A 15,686-nucleotide genomic window follows, 5' to 3' on the forward strand; every position below is an offset into this window, starting at 1 on the left:
GGAAATGGCTGTAATGGACAAGGGACTCAAGCAACGTATCGTCGGCGCTCTGGTGCTGGTGGCGCTGGCGGTGATCTTCCTGCCCATGCTGTTCAGTCGCGAGGACGAGTTGCGCCAGGTGGTGGTCGAGGCTCCGCCCATGCCGAAGGCGCCGGAAATGCCGCCGGTGGAGCTCGAGCAGGTCCAGGTGCCGGAGCCGCAAGCTCTGCCTCAGGAGCCTGTGCCGCCGCTGGAGCCTGTCGACGACGCACTCGCTTCGGCTATGCCTCCGGCCGAGGAGGCCGCACCGACAGCGCCCGCCCAACCGACCGCACCTGCCGTTCCGGTTCCTGCGCAGCCGCAACCTGCGGCACCAGCTCAGGCTAAGACACCGGTGCCCGTGCCGGCTGCTCCCATTGCGGCGGTCAAGGCCGAAGAGAAGCGTCTGGATCTCAATGGCTTGCCGGTCAGTTGGTCGATCCAGCTCGCCAGCCTGTCCAGTCGCGCCAGTGCCGAGAACCTGCAGAAGAACCTGCGTACCCAGGGCTATAACGCCTACATCCGCAGCGTGGAGGGCATGAACCGAGTGTTCGTCGGCCCGGTAATCGAGCGTGCCGAGGCCAATCGCCTGCGCGACCAGCTCTCCCGTCAGCAGAAGCTGAACGGCTTCATCGTCCGTTTCCAGCCGGAAAAGACCTGATAGAGCAGGTTAATCGAGCCCTTTCTGCTCCGCGGGTTACCGGAGTGGAAGGGCTCTGCTAAAATGCAGCGCCTTTTCTGTTTGTGGGCCGCATCGTGGCATTCACCTGGGTCGATTGGACGATAATCGCCATCATCGCCGTTTCCAGTCTGGTCAGTTTGAGTCGGGGCTTCGTCAAGGAAGCCCTCTCGCTCCTGACCTGGATAGTCGCAGGTGTTGTTGCCTGGACCTTCGGCGGCGCCTTGTCGCTGCACCTCACTGAATTCATCGAAATGCCTTCGGCGCGCATCATCGCCGCATGCGCCATTCTCTTCATCGCCACCTTGCTGGTGGGTGCCTTGATCAATTTCCTGATCGGCGAACTGGTCAGGGTTACCGGTATGGACGGCACTGACCGCGTGCTGGGCATGGCCTTTGGCGCCGCCCGTGGTGCGCTGCTGGTTGTGCTGCTGGTCGGCCTGCTTAGCCTGGCACCGGTGCAACAGGATCCCTGGTGGCAGCAATCTACGCTGTTACCGCATTTTCTAATGGTCGCTGACTGGTCGAAGAACCTTATTCTGGGCTTCACCAGTCAGTGGCTCGCGAGCGGCATCAGCTCACCCAGCTGATGCGTCGCAACTGGAAGCATGCTCGTCCATGCCCAAACGGCCTGGACGGGTACTTGATTAGCCTGAACTACTAGCAGGGGTTGCGTCACATGTGTGGCATCGTCGGTATCGTCGGTAAGTCGAACGTCAATCAGGCGCTGTATGACGCGCTTACCGTGCTTCAGCATCGCGGCCAGGACGCTGCCGGTATTGTGACCAGCCATGATGGCCGGCTCTTCCTTCGCAAGGACAACGGTCTCGTCCGTGACGTCTTCCAGCAGCGCCACATGCAGCGCCTGGTCGGCAGCATGGGCATCGGCCACGTGCGCTATCCCACTGCCGGCTCCTCCAGCTCCGCAGAGGCCCAGCCGTTCTACGTCAACTCGCCTTATGGCATCACTCTGGCGCACAACGGCAACCTGACCAACGTCGAGCAACTGGCCAAGGAAATCTACGAATCCGACCTGCGCCACGTGAACACCAATTCCGACTCGGAAGTGCTGCTCAACGTGTTCGCCCACGAGCTGGCTCACCGCGGCAAGCTGCAGCCTACCGAGGAAGACGTATTCGCCGCGGTTTCCGGCGTGCACGCGCGCTGCAAGGGTGGCTACGCCGTGGTTGCGATGATTACCGGGTACGGCATCGTCGGCTTCCGTGATCCCCATGCGATTCGCCCGATCGTCTTCGGTCAGCGCCACACCGACGAAGGCGTCGAGTACATGATCGCTTCCGAGAGCGTGGCCCTTGATGTGCTGGGCTTCACCCTGATTCGCGACCTGGCCCCGGGCGAAGCGGTTTACATCACCGAGGAAGGCAAGCTGTTCACCCGCCAGTGCGCGGCTGATCCGCAGTATTCCCCCTGCATCTTCGAGCATGTATACCTGGCCCGCCCGGACTCCATCATGGATGGCATCTCCGTCTACAAGGCGCGTCTGCGCATGGGCGAGAAGCTTGCCGAGAAGATCCAGCGCGAACGTCCCGAGCACGACATCGACGTGGTGATTCCGATTCCGGATACCAGCCGCACCGCTGCCCTGGAGCTGGCCAATCACCTGGGTGTGAAGTTCCGCGAAGGCTTCGTGAAGAACCGCTATATCGGCCGTACCTTCATCATGCCGGGCCAGGCCGCGCGCAAGAAATCCGTGCGCCAGAAGCTGAACGCGATCGAACTGGAATTCCGCGGCAAGAACGTGATGCTGGTGGATGACTCCATCGTTCGCGGCACCACCTGCAAGCAGATCATCCAGATGGCCCGCGAAGCTGGCGCCAAGAACGTTTACTTCTGCTCCGCCGCTCCGGCGGTGCGCTATCCGAACGTGTACGGCATCGACATGCCCAGCGCCCACGAGCTGATCGCCCACAACCGTTCCACCGAGGAAGTGGCCGAACTGATCGGTGCCGACTGGCTGGTATACCAGGACCTGCCGGACCTGATCGACGCAGTGGGTGGCGGTAAAGTGAAGATCGACCACTTCGACTGTGCGGTGTTCGACGGCCAGTACATCACCGGCGACGTGGATGAGCACTATCTGAACAAGATCGAGCAGGCCCGTAACGACGCCAGCAAGGCCAAGGCCCACGCGGTCAGCGCCATTATCGATCTGTACAACAACTGAGTCGCGCGTCTGGCGGCGAGTCGTAAGTCTGTAGCCCGGATCGCATCCGGGCTTCGTTTCTGAAGAGGTAGGGATATGACGCAGGAATGGGAAGCCGGAAGGCTGGACAGTGACCTGGAAGGCGCCGCCTTCGAAACCCTGGCCGTGCGAGCTGGCCAGCGCCGTTCGCCGGAAGGTGAGCACGGCGAGGCCATGTTCCTGACCTCCAGCTACGTGTTCCGCACTGCCGCCGACGCTGCTGCGCGTTTCGCCGGCGAAGTCCCGGGCAACGTCTATTCGCGCTACACCAACCCGACCGTTCGGACCTTCGAAGAGCGAATCGCTGCCCTTGAAGGTGCCGAACAGGCTGTGGCTACCGCCTCTGGCATGTCGGCGATCCTCGCCATTGCCATGAGTCTGTGCAGCAGCGGCGATCACGTACTGGTCTCCCGTAGCGTGTTTGGCTCCACCATCAGCCTGTTCGAAAAGTACCTCAAGCGCTTCGGCATTGAAGTCGACTATCCGGCGCTGTCCGACCTGGATGGCTGGAAGTCCGCGATTAAACCGAACACCAAGCTGCTGTTCGTCGAGTCTCCTTCCAATCCTCTGGCCGAACTGGTGGATATCCCCGCCCTGGCCGAGATTGCCCACGCCAAAGGCGCTCTGCTGGTGGTAGACAACTGCTTCTGTACCCCAGCCCTGCAACAGCCTCTGAAGCTGGGGGCCGACATCGTCATGCACTCGGCCACCAAGTACATCGACGGCCAGGGACGCACAATGGGCGGTGTGGTCGCCGGTCGCGCCGAGCATATGAAGGAAGTGGTGGGTTTCCTGCGTACCGCGGGCCCGACCCTGAGCCCCTTCAATGCCTGGGTGATGATGAAAGGTCTGGAAACCCTGCGCGTGCGCATGCAGGCCCATTGCGCCAGCGCTCTCGATATCGCCCGGTGGCTGGAGCAGCAATCCGGTGTCGAGCGCGTCTACTACTCAGGGCTGGAAAGTCATCCGCAGCACGAGTTGGCCAAGCGTCAGCAGAAAGGCTTCGGCGCGGTAGTCAGCTTCGAGGTCAAGGGCGGGAAGGAAGCGGCCTGGCGTTTCATCGACGCCACCCGGATGATTTCCATCACCACCAACCTGGGCGACACCAAGACCACCATCGCCCATCCGGCCACCACTTCCCACGGGCGCCTTTCGCCTCAGGAGCGGGCCAATGCGGGTATCAGTGACAGCCTGGTCCGCTTGGCCATTGGCCTGGAAGATGTGGCGGACCTCAAGGCCGATCTGGAGCGTGGGCTCGCCGCCCTGTGATCGATTGGGCCTTGCAGGCGACTGCGCCAAATAACGGCAAGGTCGCCCTGGTTACCGGCGCGGCGCGCGGGATCGGTTTGGGTGTATCCGCCTGGCTGATCGCTGAAGGCTGGCAAGTGGTGCTTGCCGACATCGACCGCGCCCGTGGTGCTCGGGTAGCCAAGGCATTGGGTGAGAATGCCTGGTTCGTCGGCATGGATGTCGCCCATGAAAGTCAGGTGGCGGTGGGCGTGGCTGAAGTGCTCGGGCAGTTCGGCCGCCTCGATGCCCTGGTCAGCAACGCTGCTATTACCGACCCCCACAATCCGCCGCTGGAGAGCCTAGAACTGGCCCGCTGGAACCGCCTGCTGGCGGTCAATCTGACGGGGACCATGTTGCTCGCCAAGCATTGTGCGCCATACCTGCGAGGACATAAGGGCGCCATTGTCACGATCGCCTCTACTCGTGCGCATCAATCGGAGCCCGACAGTGAGGCCTATGCCGCCAGCAAGGGCGGCCTGTTGGCGCTGACCCATGCGCTGGCCATGAGCCTGGCGCCCGACATCCGGGTCAACGCCGTGACGCCCGGCTGGATCGACGCCCGCGACCTGTCCGCCCGCGAAGAAGCACCCCTCTCCCAGTCGGACCACGAGCAGCACCCGGTGGGCCGTGTCGGTCTGGTGGAAGACGTTGCTTCCCAGGTGGCTTGGCTGCTGTCGGAGAACGCCAGTTTCGTTACCGGTCAGGAGTTCATGGTCGATGGCGGCATGACGCGCAAGATGATCTATCTCGGCTGATAGGCAATCGGGCTGGAAAGAAGAGGGCGGCTACACCTCGAAGGTGGGCCGCCCATTTTTGTGCCTGGCTGCCTGAAAGAAGGACTCGCGTCGGGGCTGAATCACGAGCCCCTGAGCATCACGGTTTGCGCAGGTCGACCGCCGGAGTCTGCGGGTTGTCGAACAGTTGCACCGGCTCTCGCGGCAGGATGGAAGGCCGGCCTTCCTTGTCGTGTTCGCCGACGATGCGGATATCGTTGTATTTCTTCCCGGACAGGGCCGCGATGCCGGCGCGGTCGCGGACCACGGTCGGGCGCAGGAACACCATCAGGTTGCGCTTCACATGTGTGTCCTTGGTCGAGCGGAACAGTCGGCCAAGGATGGGGATGTCGCCCAGCAGCGGCACCTTGGAATCGGTCTGGGTAATGTCGTCCTGGATCAGGCCGCCCAGCACAATCACCTGACCGTCTTCGGCGAGGATGGTGCTCTTGATCGAGCGCTTGTTGGTGATCAGATCCACCGCTTGTGCGGTCAGGGTGGCGGAGGGAGCGATGGAGGAGATTTCCTGCTCGATCTCCAGGCGCAGAGTGGCGCCTTCATTGATGTGCGGGGTCACCTTGAGGGTCACGCCGATGTCCTGGCGCTCAATGGTGGTGAAGGGGTTGTTGGCGCCTGATGCGTCAGTGGTGAAGGTGCCGGTCTGGAAGGGCACGTTCTGGCCTACGAGGATCTCCGCCTTCTGGTTGTCGAGCGTCAGCAGGCTGGGCGTCGACAGCAGGTTGCTCTTGCTGTTGGCCGAGAGGGCGGTGATCAGGGCGGCGAAGTTGTCGGTACCAATGCCGATGATGGCGCCATCGGGCAGGGTGTCGGGAATCTCGTCGTCGCGGATGGCGTTGAGCACGGTGCCCACCGAGAGGCCGGTGTTGCCGAAATTCACGCCCCCCAGGCCGCCGGTGCTGCCGCGTGCATCCACCGCCCACTGCACGCCCAGCGCGTCGGTGATGTCGCCGGATATTTCGACGATGGCCGCTTCGACCATCACCTGGGCGCGGGGTACGTCGAGCTGGCGGACGATATCTTCCATGGCCGTTACCACATCCGGCTCGGCCAGCATGACCAGCGCGTTCAGGCTCTCGTCAGCGCGGATCAAAATGTTCTGTGGCTTGCCGCCTGAAGCGGCGCCGCCCCCTTCACCGCCCCCTTCTTCGCTCTTCAGGCCTTCGGATATTTCGCCGAGGGTTTCCGCGAGCGCCTTGGCGTCGTTGTGGCGTAGACGGATCACCCGTGTATTGGCCGAACGCGAGGTAGGCGTGTCGAGGGACTGCGCCAGGGCAGCCAGCTTCGCCCGGGCAGACGGTGGGCCGAGGATGATGAGTCGGTTGGTGCGGGCATCGGCTATCACCTGGGTGCCCGACGTCCCCTTGGATTGACCACGGTTGAGGGACGCGTTGAGCACTTCGGCGGCGTCCATGACCCAGGCGTGCCGGAGGTTGAGCACCGTGTAGTCACGGTCACCCTTCTGGTCGAGTTGGCGCATCAGGTCTTCGATACGCGCGATATTGGCCGCGCGGTCGCTGATGATCAGGGCGTTGGCCGAGGTCACAGCCGCCAGGTGGCCGTACTGGGGAACGAGCGGTCGAATCAGTGGGATGAGTTCGGTCACCGGGGTGTGCTGCACCTGGATCACCCGGGTCTCCAGGCTTTCCGCGCCAGCACGGCTGCTGGCGGCCTCCGCCTTGGCTTCGGCGTTGGGGATGATGCGTGCCTGGTCGCCCTGGGCGACGACGGTGAAGCCGTGGGTTGCCATCACTGAAAGGAACAGCTGATACACCTCGTTGAGCCCGAGTGGTGCCTTCGACACAACGCTGACCTGGCCCTTCACTCTCGGGTCGACGATGAAGGTCTCGCCGGTGATGTCGGCGATCTGGTCGATGAACTCGCGGATATCGGCGTCCTTGAGGTTGATGGTCCAGCCGTCCTGCTGCTGCTGTTGTGCACTGCCAGGAGCGGCGGCCGGCTGTGCGGCGAGCAGGGACAGGGGCGCGGTCAGCATCCCGGCGGCGATCAGGGCGAGCGTGAGGCGCGAGAAGGTCAGGGGCATCGTGTCATTCGCTTTCCTGGGACTGTTCGGCGGAAGGATCGGAGACGGTGTTTTCCGGGTCTTCCATCTGTTGGCGCAGCTTTTCCATGCGCTCGCGCAATTCCGCGGCGTTGTCTTCCTGCAGGCCGTTGAGTTCGTCGATCACTGCGGCAGAGGGCTCGTCAGGGACGCCACCGACAGGGGTGAAGCGTGAGCGCGGTTCCGGGAAACTGAGACTTTCCAGGCGACCGTTGCGTTCGATCTCGACGCGATTGCGATACACCGCGTGTACTTTCACCCCGCTGGTGATCTCGTCACCGGCGGTAAAGCGACGCGGCTTGCCACCTTCGTACTGGATGATGGCAATGGACTTGTCCGGCCCGGCATGGACGAAACTGCCGAGCAAGGTCAGGCGCAGATTGGTAGTGGGGGGCGGGCCGCTTGGCTGGACCTTCGGCGCCGGGCCGAAGAGGGGCTCCAGGTTCTGCAGCGGCTGGCTGGTGGCACGCGGTTTTCCCTGCTGTTCGGGCGCCTCGGCTGGAGCATCCACCAGGCGCAACCACTCACGGGTCTGCCAGGCGAAGCTGGCCCCCATGACAAGCACCAACAGCGCACCGACAAGTGCAGGCGCGTGGCGTTGCAGCCAATGCACGGAATCCGAGGCTTGCAAGTGGGTCCAACTCCTAATGGGGCTTTTTTCTGGTTTTGTTTTTGGCAAATCTGCTTTGATCATAGCAGCGACTTTGCCGGCGATGGTCGGCCGTTCGGGTGATGTTGCGACACGGTCGCTGTGCTAAAGATATATGTGAATTTTTACGGCTTTAGGTGGTTTTGTTCACAAGCATCATAAGAATCGGACAGCGGCTCTGCACATTCGTCAGATTGCCCTGCAATACTTCTTTCTGGACCCACCTGAAATAGGCGCCCACGGATGAACCCTCCACTCGTTGAAGCCCCTCTGCGACGGCTACCGTTCGGATTCGCCAAGCGACATGGTGTGTTGTTGCTCGATGGTGTGGAGCCCTGCCTGGCACACCGCCCGGGCGTCGAACTGGTAGCGCTGGCCGAGGCGCGTCGCTTCGCCGGGCGCAGCCTGCCGATGAAACCGCTCACCGGTGAGGCCTTCGAGCAGGCCTTGGCGCAGACCTATCAGCATGATTCCTCCGCCGCCATGCAACTCGCCGAAGACCTTGGCGGAAGCCTCGACCTTGCGGCCCTGGCCGAGCAGATTCCGGAAACCGAGGACTTGCTGGAGCAGGAGGACGACGCGCCGATCATTCGCTTGATCAACGCCATCCTCGGCGAGGCGATCAAGGAAAACGCCTCCGACATCCATCTGGAAACCTTCGAGAAACGCCTGGTGGTGCGCTTCCGCGTCGACGGCATACTTCGTGAAGTGCTGGAGCCCAAGCGTGAGCTGGCGGCCCTGTTGGTGTCGCGGATCAAGGTCATGGCGCGCCTGGATATCGCCGAGAAGCGCATTCCCCAGGACGGCCGCATTTCCCTGCGGGTTGCCGGACGCGAAGTCGACATCCGTGTTTCCACATTGCCGTCGGCCAATGGCGAGCGGGTGGTGTTGCGTCTGCTGGACAAGCAGGCCGGCCGCCTGACCCTGCAGCATCTGGGCATGAGCGATCGCGATCGCCACCAGCTGGAAGACACTGTGCGCCGCCCTCATGGCATCCTGCTGGTCACCGGCCCCACCGGTTCGGGCAAGACGACCACTCTCTACGCCAGCCTGGTCACGCTGAACGACCGCACCCGCAATATCCTTACCGTCGAAGACCCCATCGAGTACCACATCGAGGGTATCGGCCAGACTCAGGTCAACCCCAAAGTGGACATGACCTTCGCCCGTGGTCTACGTGCCATCCTGCGCCAGGACCCGGACGTGGTGATGGTGGGTGAGATCCGCGACCAGGAGACTGCCGAGATCGCCGTACAGGCATCGCTCACCGGTCACCTGGTGCTTTCGACCCTGCACACCAACAGCGCGATCGGTGCCATCACCCGCCTGGTGGACATGGGGGTCGAACCCTTCCTGTTGTCATCGTCCTTGCTTGGTGTGCTGGCCCAGCGCCTGGTGCGGGTGTTGTGCCCGCATTGCAAGGAGTCCTATCAGGCTGACTCCGCCGAGTGCAAGTTACTCGGTGTGGACCCGGGTAGCGCGCCGACCCTGTATCGCGCCCGTGGTTGCACGGAGTGCCACCAGCAGGGTTATCGCGGGCGCACCGGTATATACGAGCTGGTGGTGTTCGACGATCACATGCGCAGCCTGATTCACAGCGTTGCTTCAGAGCAGGAAATGATCCGCCACGCCCGGCTGTCCAGCCCAAGCATTCGCGAGGACGGCCGACGCAAGGTTTTGCTCGGGGTCACCACGGTGGAAGAAGTTCTGCGGGTCACCCAGGAAGAGTAAATGGCCGCATTCGAATACCTCGCGCTCGACGCCAAGGGCCGCCAGCAGAAGGGCGTGCTCGAGGCGGACAGCGCTCGCCAGGTGCGCCAGCTGCTGCGGGAGCGCCAGCTGGCCCCGTTGGAAGTGCGCGCGACCCGTGTCCGCGAGCAGGCCGAGCGTGGCCGCTTCAGCCTCTCGCGTGGCCTTTCCGCGCGTGATCTCGCCCTGGTGACGCGACAGCTCGCGACCTTGGTGCAGGCGGCGCTGCCCATCGAGGAAGCCTTGCGGGCGGCAGCCGCGCAGTCCAGCAGTTCGCGCATCCAGTCGATGTTGCTGGCGGTGCGCGCGCGGGTGCTGGAGGGGCACAGCCTGGCCAGCAGCCTGCGGGAGTTTCCATCGGCCTTCCCTGATCTCTATCGCGCCACGGTGGCGGCTGGGGAGCATGCAGGTCACCTGGGCCCGGTGCTGGAGCAGTTGGCCGACTACACCGAGCAACGCCAGCAGTCGCGGCAGAAGATCCAGCTGGCGTTGCTCTATCCGGTGATCCTGATGTGTGCGTCGCTGGCGATCGTCGCCTTCTTGCTGGGCTTCGTGGTGCCGGACGTGGTCAAGGTGTTCATCGATTCCGGACAGACCTTGCCTTTGCTCACCCGAGGGCTCATCGCGTTGAGCGATCTGGTCAAGCATTGGGGCTGGCTGATGTTGCTGGTGTTGGTCGCGGCCATCGTCGGTGCACGTTGGGCCTTGCGTGACCCCAACATCCGCCACCGCTGGCATGCCATGGTGCTGCGCATCCCGCTGGTGGGGCGGCTAGTGCGCGCCACCGATACGGCGCGCTTCGCGTCCACCCTGGCGATCCTGACCCGTAGCGGTGTGCCGCTGGTGGAGGCCCTTGGCATCGGTGCCGAAGTGATCGCCAACCGTGTGATCCGGGCCCATGTCGTGCTGGCTGCACAGAAGGTCCGCGAAGGCGGCAGCCTGACCCGCGCCCTGGAAGGCAGCGGCCAGTTCCCGCCGATGATGCTGCACATGATCGCCAGTGGCGAACGCTCTGGTGAGCTCGACCAGATGCTTGCCCGCACAGCGCGCAACCAGGAAAACGACCTGGCCGCGAGCATCGCCCTGCTGGTCGGGCTTTTCGAACCATTCATGCTGGTGGTGATGGGGGCAGTGGTGCTGATGATCGTGCTCGCCATCCTGCTGCCTATCCTTTCTCTCAACCAACTCGTGGGGTAATCGCGTGAATCTGCGCCGTAGTCAGTCGGGCTTTACGCTCATCGAAATCATGGTGGTGGTGGTCATCCTCGGCATTCTTGCCGCGCTGGTGGTGCCGCAGGTGATGAACCGTCCCGACCAGGCCAAGGTCACCGTGGCCAAGGGCGATATCAAGGCCATTGGCGCCGCCCTGGACATGTACAAGCTGGACAACTTCGCCTATCCCAGCACCCAGCAGGGTCTCGAGGCCCTGGTGAGCCGGCCTTCCGGCAACCCGCCGCCGAAGAACTGGAATAAGGACGGCTACCTGAAGAAGCTGCCAATCGACCCTTGGGGCAACCCCTATCAGTACCTGTCGCCCGGTAGCAAGGGTACCTACGATCTCTATTCCCTGGGGGCCGATGGCAAGGAAGGCGGTAGCGACAACGACGCCGACATCACCAACTGGGACAATTGATGAGAAGCGGGCGGCAGGGTGGCGCTGGTCGGATGTCCGGTACCTTGGCGTCCGCGGGTTTCACCCTGATAGAAGTCCTGGTAGTGATGGTCGTCATTGCCTGCCTCGCGGGTCTGGCGGTAATCAGCTCTGGTGTCGCCGGCCCCGCTCGTGAACTCAACAACGAAGCGGAGCGCCTGGCGGGCCTGATCGGCGTGCTCGCCGACGAGGCCGTGCTGGACAACCGCGAGTACGGCCTGCGACTCGAGCGCGACCGTTACCAGGTCTACTACTACGACGAATCCAGTTCGCACTGGCAGCCCATGTCCGATGGCGCCCGCCAGTTGCCCGAGTGGGCCGAGCTGACCTTCGAACTGGACGGCGAGCCCCTGGTGCTGCCGGCGCCTGCCAAGGACGAGAAGAAGGCGAAGGATGCCCGGCCGGTACCGCAATTGATCATTCTCTCCAGTGGCGAGCTCAGTCCATTCCGCCTGGTAATGGCCGAGCGGCGCAAGGATGGGCGGCGCCTGCAGCTTTCCAGCGACGGCTTTCGCCTGCCCCGCGTGGAGAGCCTGAGTGGCAAAGGGCGCGCTGGATGAAGCACAGTCGCGCCTTCACCCTGATCGAGGTGTTGGTGGCCCTGGCCATCTTCGCAGTGGTAGCCGCCAGCGTGCTCACTGCCAGCGCCCGCAGCCTGCAGATCGCTTCGCGCCTGGAAGACAAGACCCTGGCGATGTGGATCGCCGACAACCGCCTGACGGAGTTGCAGTTGCGCCAGACGCCGCCGGGCAATGGCCGCGACCAGGGTGAACTGGACTACGGTGGGCGGCGCTGGGAGTGGTTGAGCCAGGTCGAGGGGACCAGCGACCCGGCACTGCGGAGAGTCACGCTGTGGGTCGCACCCAAGCCCCTTAGAGGTATCGGCGGCAAACTGGAAGACCGCGCCGCTGTACGCCTGGTGGGCTTCCTCGGGAGTACACCATGAAGCGCTCCGCAGGCTTCACCCTGCTGGAGCTGCTGATCGCCATCGCCATTTTTGCGCTGTTGGCCATCGGTACCTGGCGCATGCTCGGTGCGGTCCTCGACAGCGATGAGGCGACCCGTTTACAGGAGCAGCAATTGCGGGAGCTGGTGCGGGGCATTTCCGCCTTCGAACGCGATGTTCGCCAAGTGATCTCACGGCCGATACGCGATGCCTACGGCGAATCACGGGCCGCGCTGCTGGGTGAACAGTCCGGCGACGGCGACAGCCTGGAACTCACCCGGAGCGGTTGGCGCAATCCTACCGGCACGCAGCGCTCGCGCTTGCAGCGGGTGCGCTGGCAGCTTTCCGGTGAGCGCCTGGAACGGCGTTACTGGACGGTCCTAGACCAGGCGCAGGACAGCCTGCCGCGGGTTCAGAACGCCCTGGATGGTGTGACCTCCATGAAGCTGCGCTACATGGACGACAGTGGCGACTGGCAAGACAGCTGGCCGCCTGCCGGGCTGTCCGACGATGAGCGTCTGGATCGCCTGCCGCGCGCGCTGGAGATCACTTTGCAGCATCGCCGCTACGGCGAATTGCGCAGGGTCTTGCGGCTGGTGGAAACCCCGCCGCGCCAGGTGCCCCAGGCAGGCGGCGAGCAGCAGAGTCCTCAGGGAGAGCAGGACAACCAGCAAGATGACGGACAGGAGCGGACGCAATGAAGCGCCAGACAGGCGTTGCGCTGCTTACTGTGCTGCTGGTTGTGGCGGTGGTCACTGTCGTCTGCGCTGGCCTGATCGCCAGGACCCAGCTTTCCATCCGCTCCAGCGGCAACGAGCTCCATACCCGTCAGGTGGCCCAGTACGCGCTTGGCGGCGAGGCGCTGGCGGAAGCCATCCTGGTTCGTGACCTGCGCCAGGGCGATCCGCGTACGCCGGTGGATCACCTCGGCGAGGCCTGGGCGCGTCCCCTGAGCACTTTCCAACTGGACGACGGCGGCTCGCTCAGCGTGCGCATCGAGGATCCGAGCGGGCGCTTCAACCTCAACAGCCTGGTGCGCGATGGCCAGCTCAACGAACAGGGTATTCGCCAGTTCCGGCGTCTTCTGCTGCGCCTGGGAATCGAGGCGCCCTATACCGAGCGGCTGGTGGACTGGCTCGACCGTGACGAGGAGCCCTTCGGGCCAAATGGTGCGGAAGATAACCAGTACCTGTTATTGCAGCCGCCTTACCGCGCGGCCAATCACGCCATGAGCGATGTTTCCGAGTTGCGCCTAGTGTTAGGCATGACGGAGTTGGACTACCGCAAGCTGCTGCCTTTCGTGGCCGTGCTGCCGTCTGATTCCACTCTCAACGTCAACACGGCCAGTGCCCTCGTGCTATCCACCCTGGCCGACAACCTCGACGCTGACAGCGGCGGGCTGCTGATGGCGGCTCGAGGCGCCACGGGCTTCCGCAGCATGGATGCCTTCCTCGGCCAGCCGGCCCTCGCCGGTATGGGGTTGGAGGCGCAGGGACTGGCGGTGGGCAGTCAGTATTTCCAGGTGATCAGCGAGGTACGCCTCGCCGGTCGCCGCCAGGTTCTGGTCAGTACCCTGCAGCGCGGCAGTGACGGCAAGGTACGGATTCTTTCTCGTGATCTCGGGCAAGGCGGTTTGCCGCCGGCGCCCGTCAAGGAGCCGCAGTCATGACACAGGCTTGCATCTTCCTCCCGGTGGCCGCCTGCACGCAGCTGGATGCCGAACTGGAGGTGCTGCTCTGGCAAGGAGGCACGGGCCGTCGCCTGCCGTTTGCCAGGGCGTTGGAAGAAGTGCTTTCGCCCTGGCGCCTGATTCTGCCGGTGGAGGCCGTGACCTGCTGCGCGGTCCGGCTGCCTACGCAGAAGGGGCGCTGGCTGCGTCAGGCGCTGCCATTCGCGGTGGAGGAGATGCTTGCCGAGGAGGTCGAGAGCTTCCATCTGGGGCTCGGTGGTGCTCTGGTCGATGGTCGGCATCGGGTATTTGCGGTGCGCCGCAGCTGGCTGGCGGGATGGCTCGATCTGGCTGGCAAACTCGGGACGATGCCCGCATCCATCCAGATAGACGCCGACATGTTGCCGGAGCAGGGCACCCAGCTGCTCTGGCTGGACCAGCGCTGGCTGCTGGGGGGCGAGGGGAGTGCCCGACTTGGCTTCCTGGAACAGGACTGGCCGCATCTGCGGGATGTCTGCCCGGCACCGCGCAATGGCCGCGCTCCCGTCGAGCGCCAATCCCTCGAGGGCGTGGATGACTGGCGCGATGAGATGGATGCCTATGGCTGGTTGGCGGAGCAGAAGGGCAGCGATCTGGCCCAGGGTGAGTTCACCCTGAAGGAAGAGCGGAAACGCTGGTCGCGCTGGAAGCCGCTGCTCGGACTGGTCGGTCTGTGGCTGGTACTGCAATGGGGCTTCAACCTGGTCCAGGCCTGGCAGCTGCAGCGCCAGGGTGACACCTACGCCGATGCCAACGAAGCGCTCTATCGCGAACTGTTCCCCCAGGACACCAAGCTGGTGAATCTGCGGGCGCAGTTCGATCAACACCTGGTCGAAGGCTCTGGTGCAGGTCAGAGCCGCTTGCTCGCATTACTTGGCAAGGCGGCCGAGGCACTGATTGCCGAAGGTGCTCAGGTGCGGGTGCAGCAACTGGATTTCAGTGAGATACGGGGTGATCTGGCTCTGCAGGTGCAGGCTCCGGGCTTCGACGCCCTGGAGCGTCTGCGCGAGCGCCTGATCGGAAGCGGGCTTTCCGTGCAAATGGGGTCGGCCAGCCGTGACCAGAGCGGCGTCAGCGCGCGCCTGGTGATAGGAGGATGAAGATGCTCGATGCAATCAAGGCGCCGCTCCGCTCGCAGTGGCAGGCTTCCTCCCTGGCCCCGCGCTGGCGCGCCTTGCCGGCACGGGATCGCATGGCATTGCTGTGGCTGGGCATATTCCTCGGCATGGTCCTGCTCTACCTGCTGCTCTGGCTGCCAGCGGAACGTCGCCTGGCCAGCGCTCGCGAGTACTTCGAAACCCAGCGCGGGATGCACGCCTATCTACAACTCCATGCGCCCGAAGCGCGTGCGATACAGAGTCAGCCGCAAAGCAAGGTTGATCCGGAGCGCCTGCAGGGACTGGTGACCGCCACTGCTGCCGAGCAGGGACTGGCTGTCGAGCGAATCGACAGCGACGCCCCAGGGGCGGTGCAGGTGAACCTTCAACCGGCGGCCTTCCCCAGCCTGTTGCGTTGGCTGGGGGTTCTGGAAGGGCAGGGCGTTCGCATCGAAGAGGCCGGGCTGGATCGCACCGAAGATGGCCGGGTGACGGCGCGGGTATCGCTGAAGGCCGGGAGCTGATCCTGCGCCAGTCCGGTGCGCTTGCCCTGCTCTGGTGCGCATCGAGGCGATGGCAGGCGGGGCGGGAAATGCCATTCGAAGAAAAAATCCATACAGGGTGTTGACTTAGCGGAGGCCTCTGCGTAAATTGCGCGCCTCGCAAGGCCGATGGGTGATTAGCTCAGCCGGGAGAGCATCTGCCTTACAAGCAGAGGGTCGGCGGTTCGATCCCGTCATCACCCACCAATCTTGCGAATTTCGGACGTAAGTCCGGCCGACGCGCAGCGGTAGTTCAGTCGGTTAGAATACCGGCCTGTCACGCCGGGGGTCGCGGGTTCGA

General features: G+C 63.8%; 16 protein-coding genes and 1 tRNA gene. 15 read left to right on the plus strand and 2 right to left on the minus strand.

Annotated features, from left to right (window positions below):
- Positions 1-4 precede the first annotated feature (4 nt).
- The 5 genes from E8E75_RS27500 to E8E75_RS27520 all read left to right on the plus strand — a co-directional run bounded on the left by E8E75_RS27500 (position 5) and on the right by E8E75_RS27520 (position 4,945).
- Positions 5-679 (plus strand): SPOR domain-containing protein, encoded by a 675-nt coding sequence (locus E8E75_RS27500; protein WP_153921044.1) that lies wholly within the window; start codon positions 5-7, stop codon positions 677-679.
- 95 nt (positions 680-774) lie between these two features.
- Positions 775-1,287, plus strand: a complete 513-nt coding sequence (locus tag E8E75_RS27505) for a CvpA family protein (RefSeq protein WP_077525450.1) — start codon at positions 775-777, stop codon at positions 1,285-1,287.
- An 89-nt stretch (positions 1,288-1,376) separates the two neighbouring features.
- Positions 1,377-2,882, plus strand: coding sequence for an amidophosphoribosyltransferase (gene purF, locus E8E75_RS27510; protein WP_120651750.1), 1,506 nt, complete (start codon positions 1,377-1,379; stop codon positions 2,880-2,882).
- A gap of 75 nt (positions 2,883-2,957) precedes the next feature.
- Positions 2,958-4,169: an O-succinylhomoserine sulfhydrylase gene (locus E8E75_RS27515; RefSeq protein ID WP_120651749.1), complete on the plus strand. Its 1,212-nt coding sequence runs from the start codon at positions 2,958-2,960 to the stop codon at positions 4,167-4,169.
- An 11-nt stretch (positions 4,170-4,180) separates the two neighbouring features.
- Positions 4,181-4,945, plus strand: coding sequence for an SDR family oxidoreductase (locus tag E8E75_RS27520; RefSeq protein WP_153921195.1), 765 nt, complete (start codon positions 4,181-4,183; stop codon positions 4,943-4,945).
- A 118-nt stretch (positions 4,946-5,063) separates the two neighbouring features.
- Here the strand turns inward: E8E75_RS27520 and gspD are convergent, their stop codons facing one another.
- Together gspD and E8E75_RS27530 are read right to left on the minus strand one after the other, a co-directional pair.
- On the minus strand, positions 5,064-7,025 hold the full coding sequence (gene gspD, locus E8E75_RS27525; RefSeq protein WP_120651747.1) for a type II secretion system secretin GspD: 1,962 nt from the start codon (positions 7,023-7,025) through the stop codon (positions 5,064-5,066).
- Positions 7,026-7,029: 4 nt separating this feature from the next.
- Positions 7,030-7,674, minus strand: a complete 645-nt coding sequence (locus E8E75_RS27530; RefSeq protein ID WP_120651746.1) for a type II secretion system protein N — start codon at positions 7,672-7,674, stop codon at positions 7,030-7,032.
- 261 nt (positions 7,675-7,935) lie between these two features.
- Between E8E75_RS27530 and gspE the strand changes: the two genes are divergently transcribed.
- The 10 genes from gspE (at position 7,936) to E8E75_RS27580 (ending at position 15,592) form a co-directional block, all read left to right on the plus strand.
- Positions 7,936-9,423: a type II secretion system ATPase GspE gene (gene gspE / locus E8E75_RS27535; RefSeq protein ID WP_120651745.1), complete on the plus strand. Its 1,488-nt coding sequence runs from the start codon at positions 7,936-7,938 to the stop codon at positions 9,421-9,423.
- Positions 9,424-10,638 (plus strand): GspF family T2SS innner membrane protein variant XcpS, encoded by a 1,215-nt coding sequence (xcpS, locus tag E8E75_RS27540; RefSeq protein WP_120651744.1) that lies wholly within the window; start codon positions 9,424-9,426, stop codon positions 10,636-10,638.
- A 49-nt stretch (positions 10,639-10,687) separates the two neighbouring features.
- Positions 10,688-11,074 carry a type II secretion system major pseudopilin GspG gene (gene gspG / locus E8E75_RS27545; RefSeq protein ID WP_256661032.1) on the plus strand — a complete coding sequence of 129 codons (387 nt, stop codon included), beginning with the start codon at positions 10,688-10,690 and terminating at the stop codon, positions 11,072-11,074.
- 32 nt (positions 11,075-11,106) lie between these two features.
- Positions 11,107-11,652 carry a type II secretion system minor pseudopilin GspH gene (gene gspH, locus E8E75_RS27550; RefSeq protein WP_178123550.1) on the plus strand — a complete coding sequence of 182 codons (546 nt, stop codon included), beginning with the start codon at positions 11,107-11,109 and terminating at the stop codon, positions 11,650-11,652.
- Positions 11,649-12,038 carry a type II secretion system minor pseudopilin GspI gene (gene gspI / locus E8E75_RS27555; RefSeq protein WP_120651741.1) on the plus strand — a complete coding sequence of 130 codons (390 nt, stop codon included), beginning with the start codon at positions 11,649-11,651 and terminating at the stop codon, positions 12,036-12,038. The genes gspH and gspI overlap by 4 nt, the downstream gene beginning before the upstream one ends.
- The gene (gene gspJ, locus E8E75_RS27560) at positions 12,035-12,739 is read left to right on the plus strand and encodes a type II secretion system minor pseudopilin GspJ (protein ID WP_120651740.1); all 705 of its coding nucleotides are present in this window, start codon (positions 12,035-12,037) and stop codon (positions 12,737-12,739) included. Before gspI ends, gspJ begins: the two co-directional genes overlap by 4 nt.
- Positions 12,736-13,707 (plus strand): type II secretion system minor pseudopilin GspK, encoded by a 972-nt coding sequence (gene gspK / locus E8E75_RS27565; RefSeq protein ID WP_120651739.1) that lies wholly within the window; start codon positions 12,736-12,738, stop codon positions 13,705-13,707. Before gspJ ends, gspK begins: the two co-directional genes overlap by 4 nt.
- Positions 13,704-14,846, plus strand: a complete 1,143-nt coding sequence (gspL, locus tag E8E75_RS27570; protein ID WP_120651738.1) for a type II secretion system protein GspL — start codon at positions 13,704-13,706, stop codon at positions 14,844-14,846. Before gspK ends, gspL begins: the two co-directional genes overlap by 4 nt.
- Positions 14,847-14,848: 2 nt before the next feature.
- Entirely contained in the window at positions 14,849-15,367 is a 519-nt protein-coding gene (locus E8E75_RS27575; RefSeq protein WP_120651737.1) for a type II secretion system protein M, read from the plus strand.
- A 149-nt stretch (positions 15,368-15,516) separates the two neighbouring features.
- Positions 15,517-15,592, plus strand: a tRNA-Val gene (locus E8E75_RS27580).
- Positions 15,593-15,686: the final 94 nt, after the last annotated feature.

The sequence above is a fragment of the Pseudomonas sp. BN606 genome, assembly GCF_029873115.1.
GTDB lineage: Bacteria > Pseudomonadota > Gammaproteobacteria > Pseudomonadales > Pseudomonadaceae > Metapseudomonas.

Excerpts from the sequence above, each read along its gene's own strand:
- gspG (WP_256661032.1), top strand. The coding sequence starts at position 10,688 with ATGGTGGTGGTGGTCATCCTCGGCATTCTTGCCGCGCTGGTGGTGCCG.
- gspI (WP_120651741.1), top strand. The coding sequence starts at position 11,649 with ATGAAGCACAGTCGCGCCTTCACCCTGATCGAGGTGTTGGTGGCCCTG.
- E8E75_RS27500 (WP_153921044.1), top strand. The coding sequence starts at position 5 with ATGGCTGTAATGGACAAGGGACTCAAGCAACGTATCGTCGGCGCTCTG.
- gspL (WP_120651738.1), top strand. The coding sequence starts at position 13,704 with ATGACACAGGCTTGCATCTTCCTCCCGGTGGCCGCCTGCACGCAGCTG.
- purF (WP_120651750.1), top strand. The coding sequence starts at position 1,377 with ATGTGTGGCATCGTCGGTATCGTCGGTAAGTCGAACGTCAATCAGGCG.
- xcpS (WP_120651744.1), top strand. The coding sequence starts at position 9,424 with ATGGCCGCATTCGAATACCTCGCGCTCGACGCCAAGGGCCGCCAGCAG.
- gspK (WP_120651739.1), top strand. The coding sequence starts at position 12,736 with ATGAAGCGCCAGACAGGCGTTGCGCTGCTTACTGTGCTGCTGGTTGTG.
- gspE (WP_120651745.1), top strand. The coding sequence starts at position 7,936 with ATGAACCCTCCACTCGTTGAAGCCCCTCTGCGACGGCTACCGTTCGGA.
- E8E75_RS27515 (WP_120651749.1), top strand. The coding sequence starts at position 2,958 with ATGACGCAGGAATGGGAAGCCGGAAGGCTGGACAGTGACCTGGAAGGC.
- gspJ (WP_120651740.1), top strand. The coding sequence starts at position 12,035 with ATGAAGCGCTCCGCAGGCTTCACCCTGCTGGAGCTGCTGATCGCCATC.
- gspD (WP_120651747.1), bottom strand. The coding sequence starts at position 7,025 with ATGCCCCTGACCTTCTCGCGCCTCACGCTCGCCCTGATCGCCGCCGGG.
- gspH (WP_178123550.1), top strand. The coding sequence starts at position 11,107 with ATGTCCGGTACCTTGGCGTCCGCGGGTTTCACCCTGATAGAAGTCCTG.
- E8E75_RS27575 (WP_120651737.1), top strand. The coding sequence starts at position 14,849 with ATGCTCGATGCAATCAAGGCGCCGCTCCGCTCGCAGTGGCAGGCTTCC.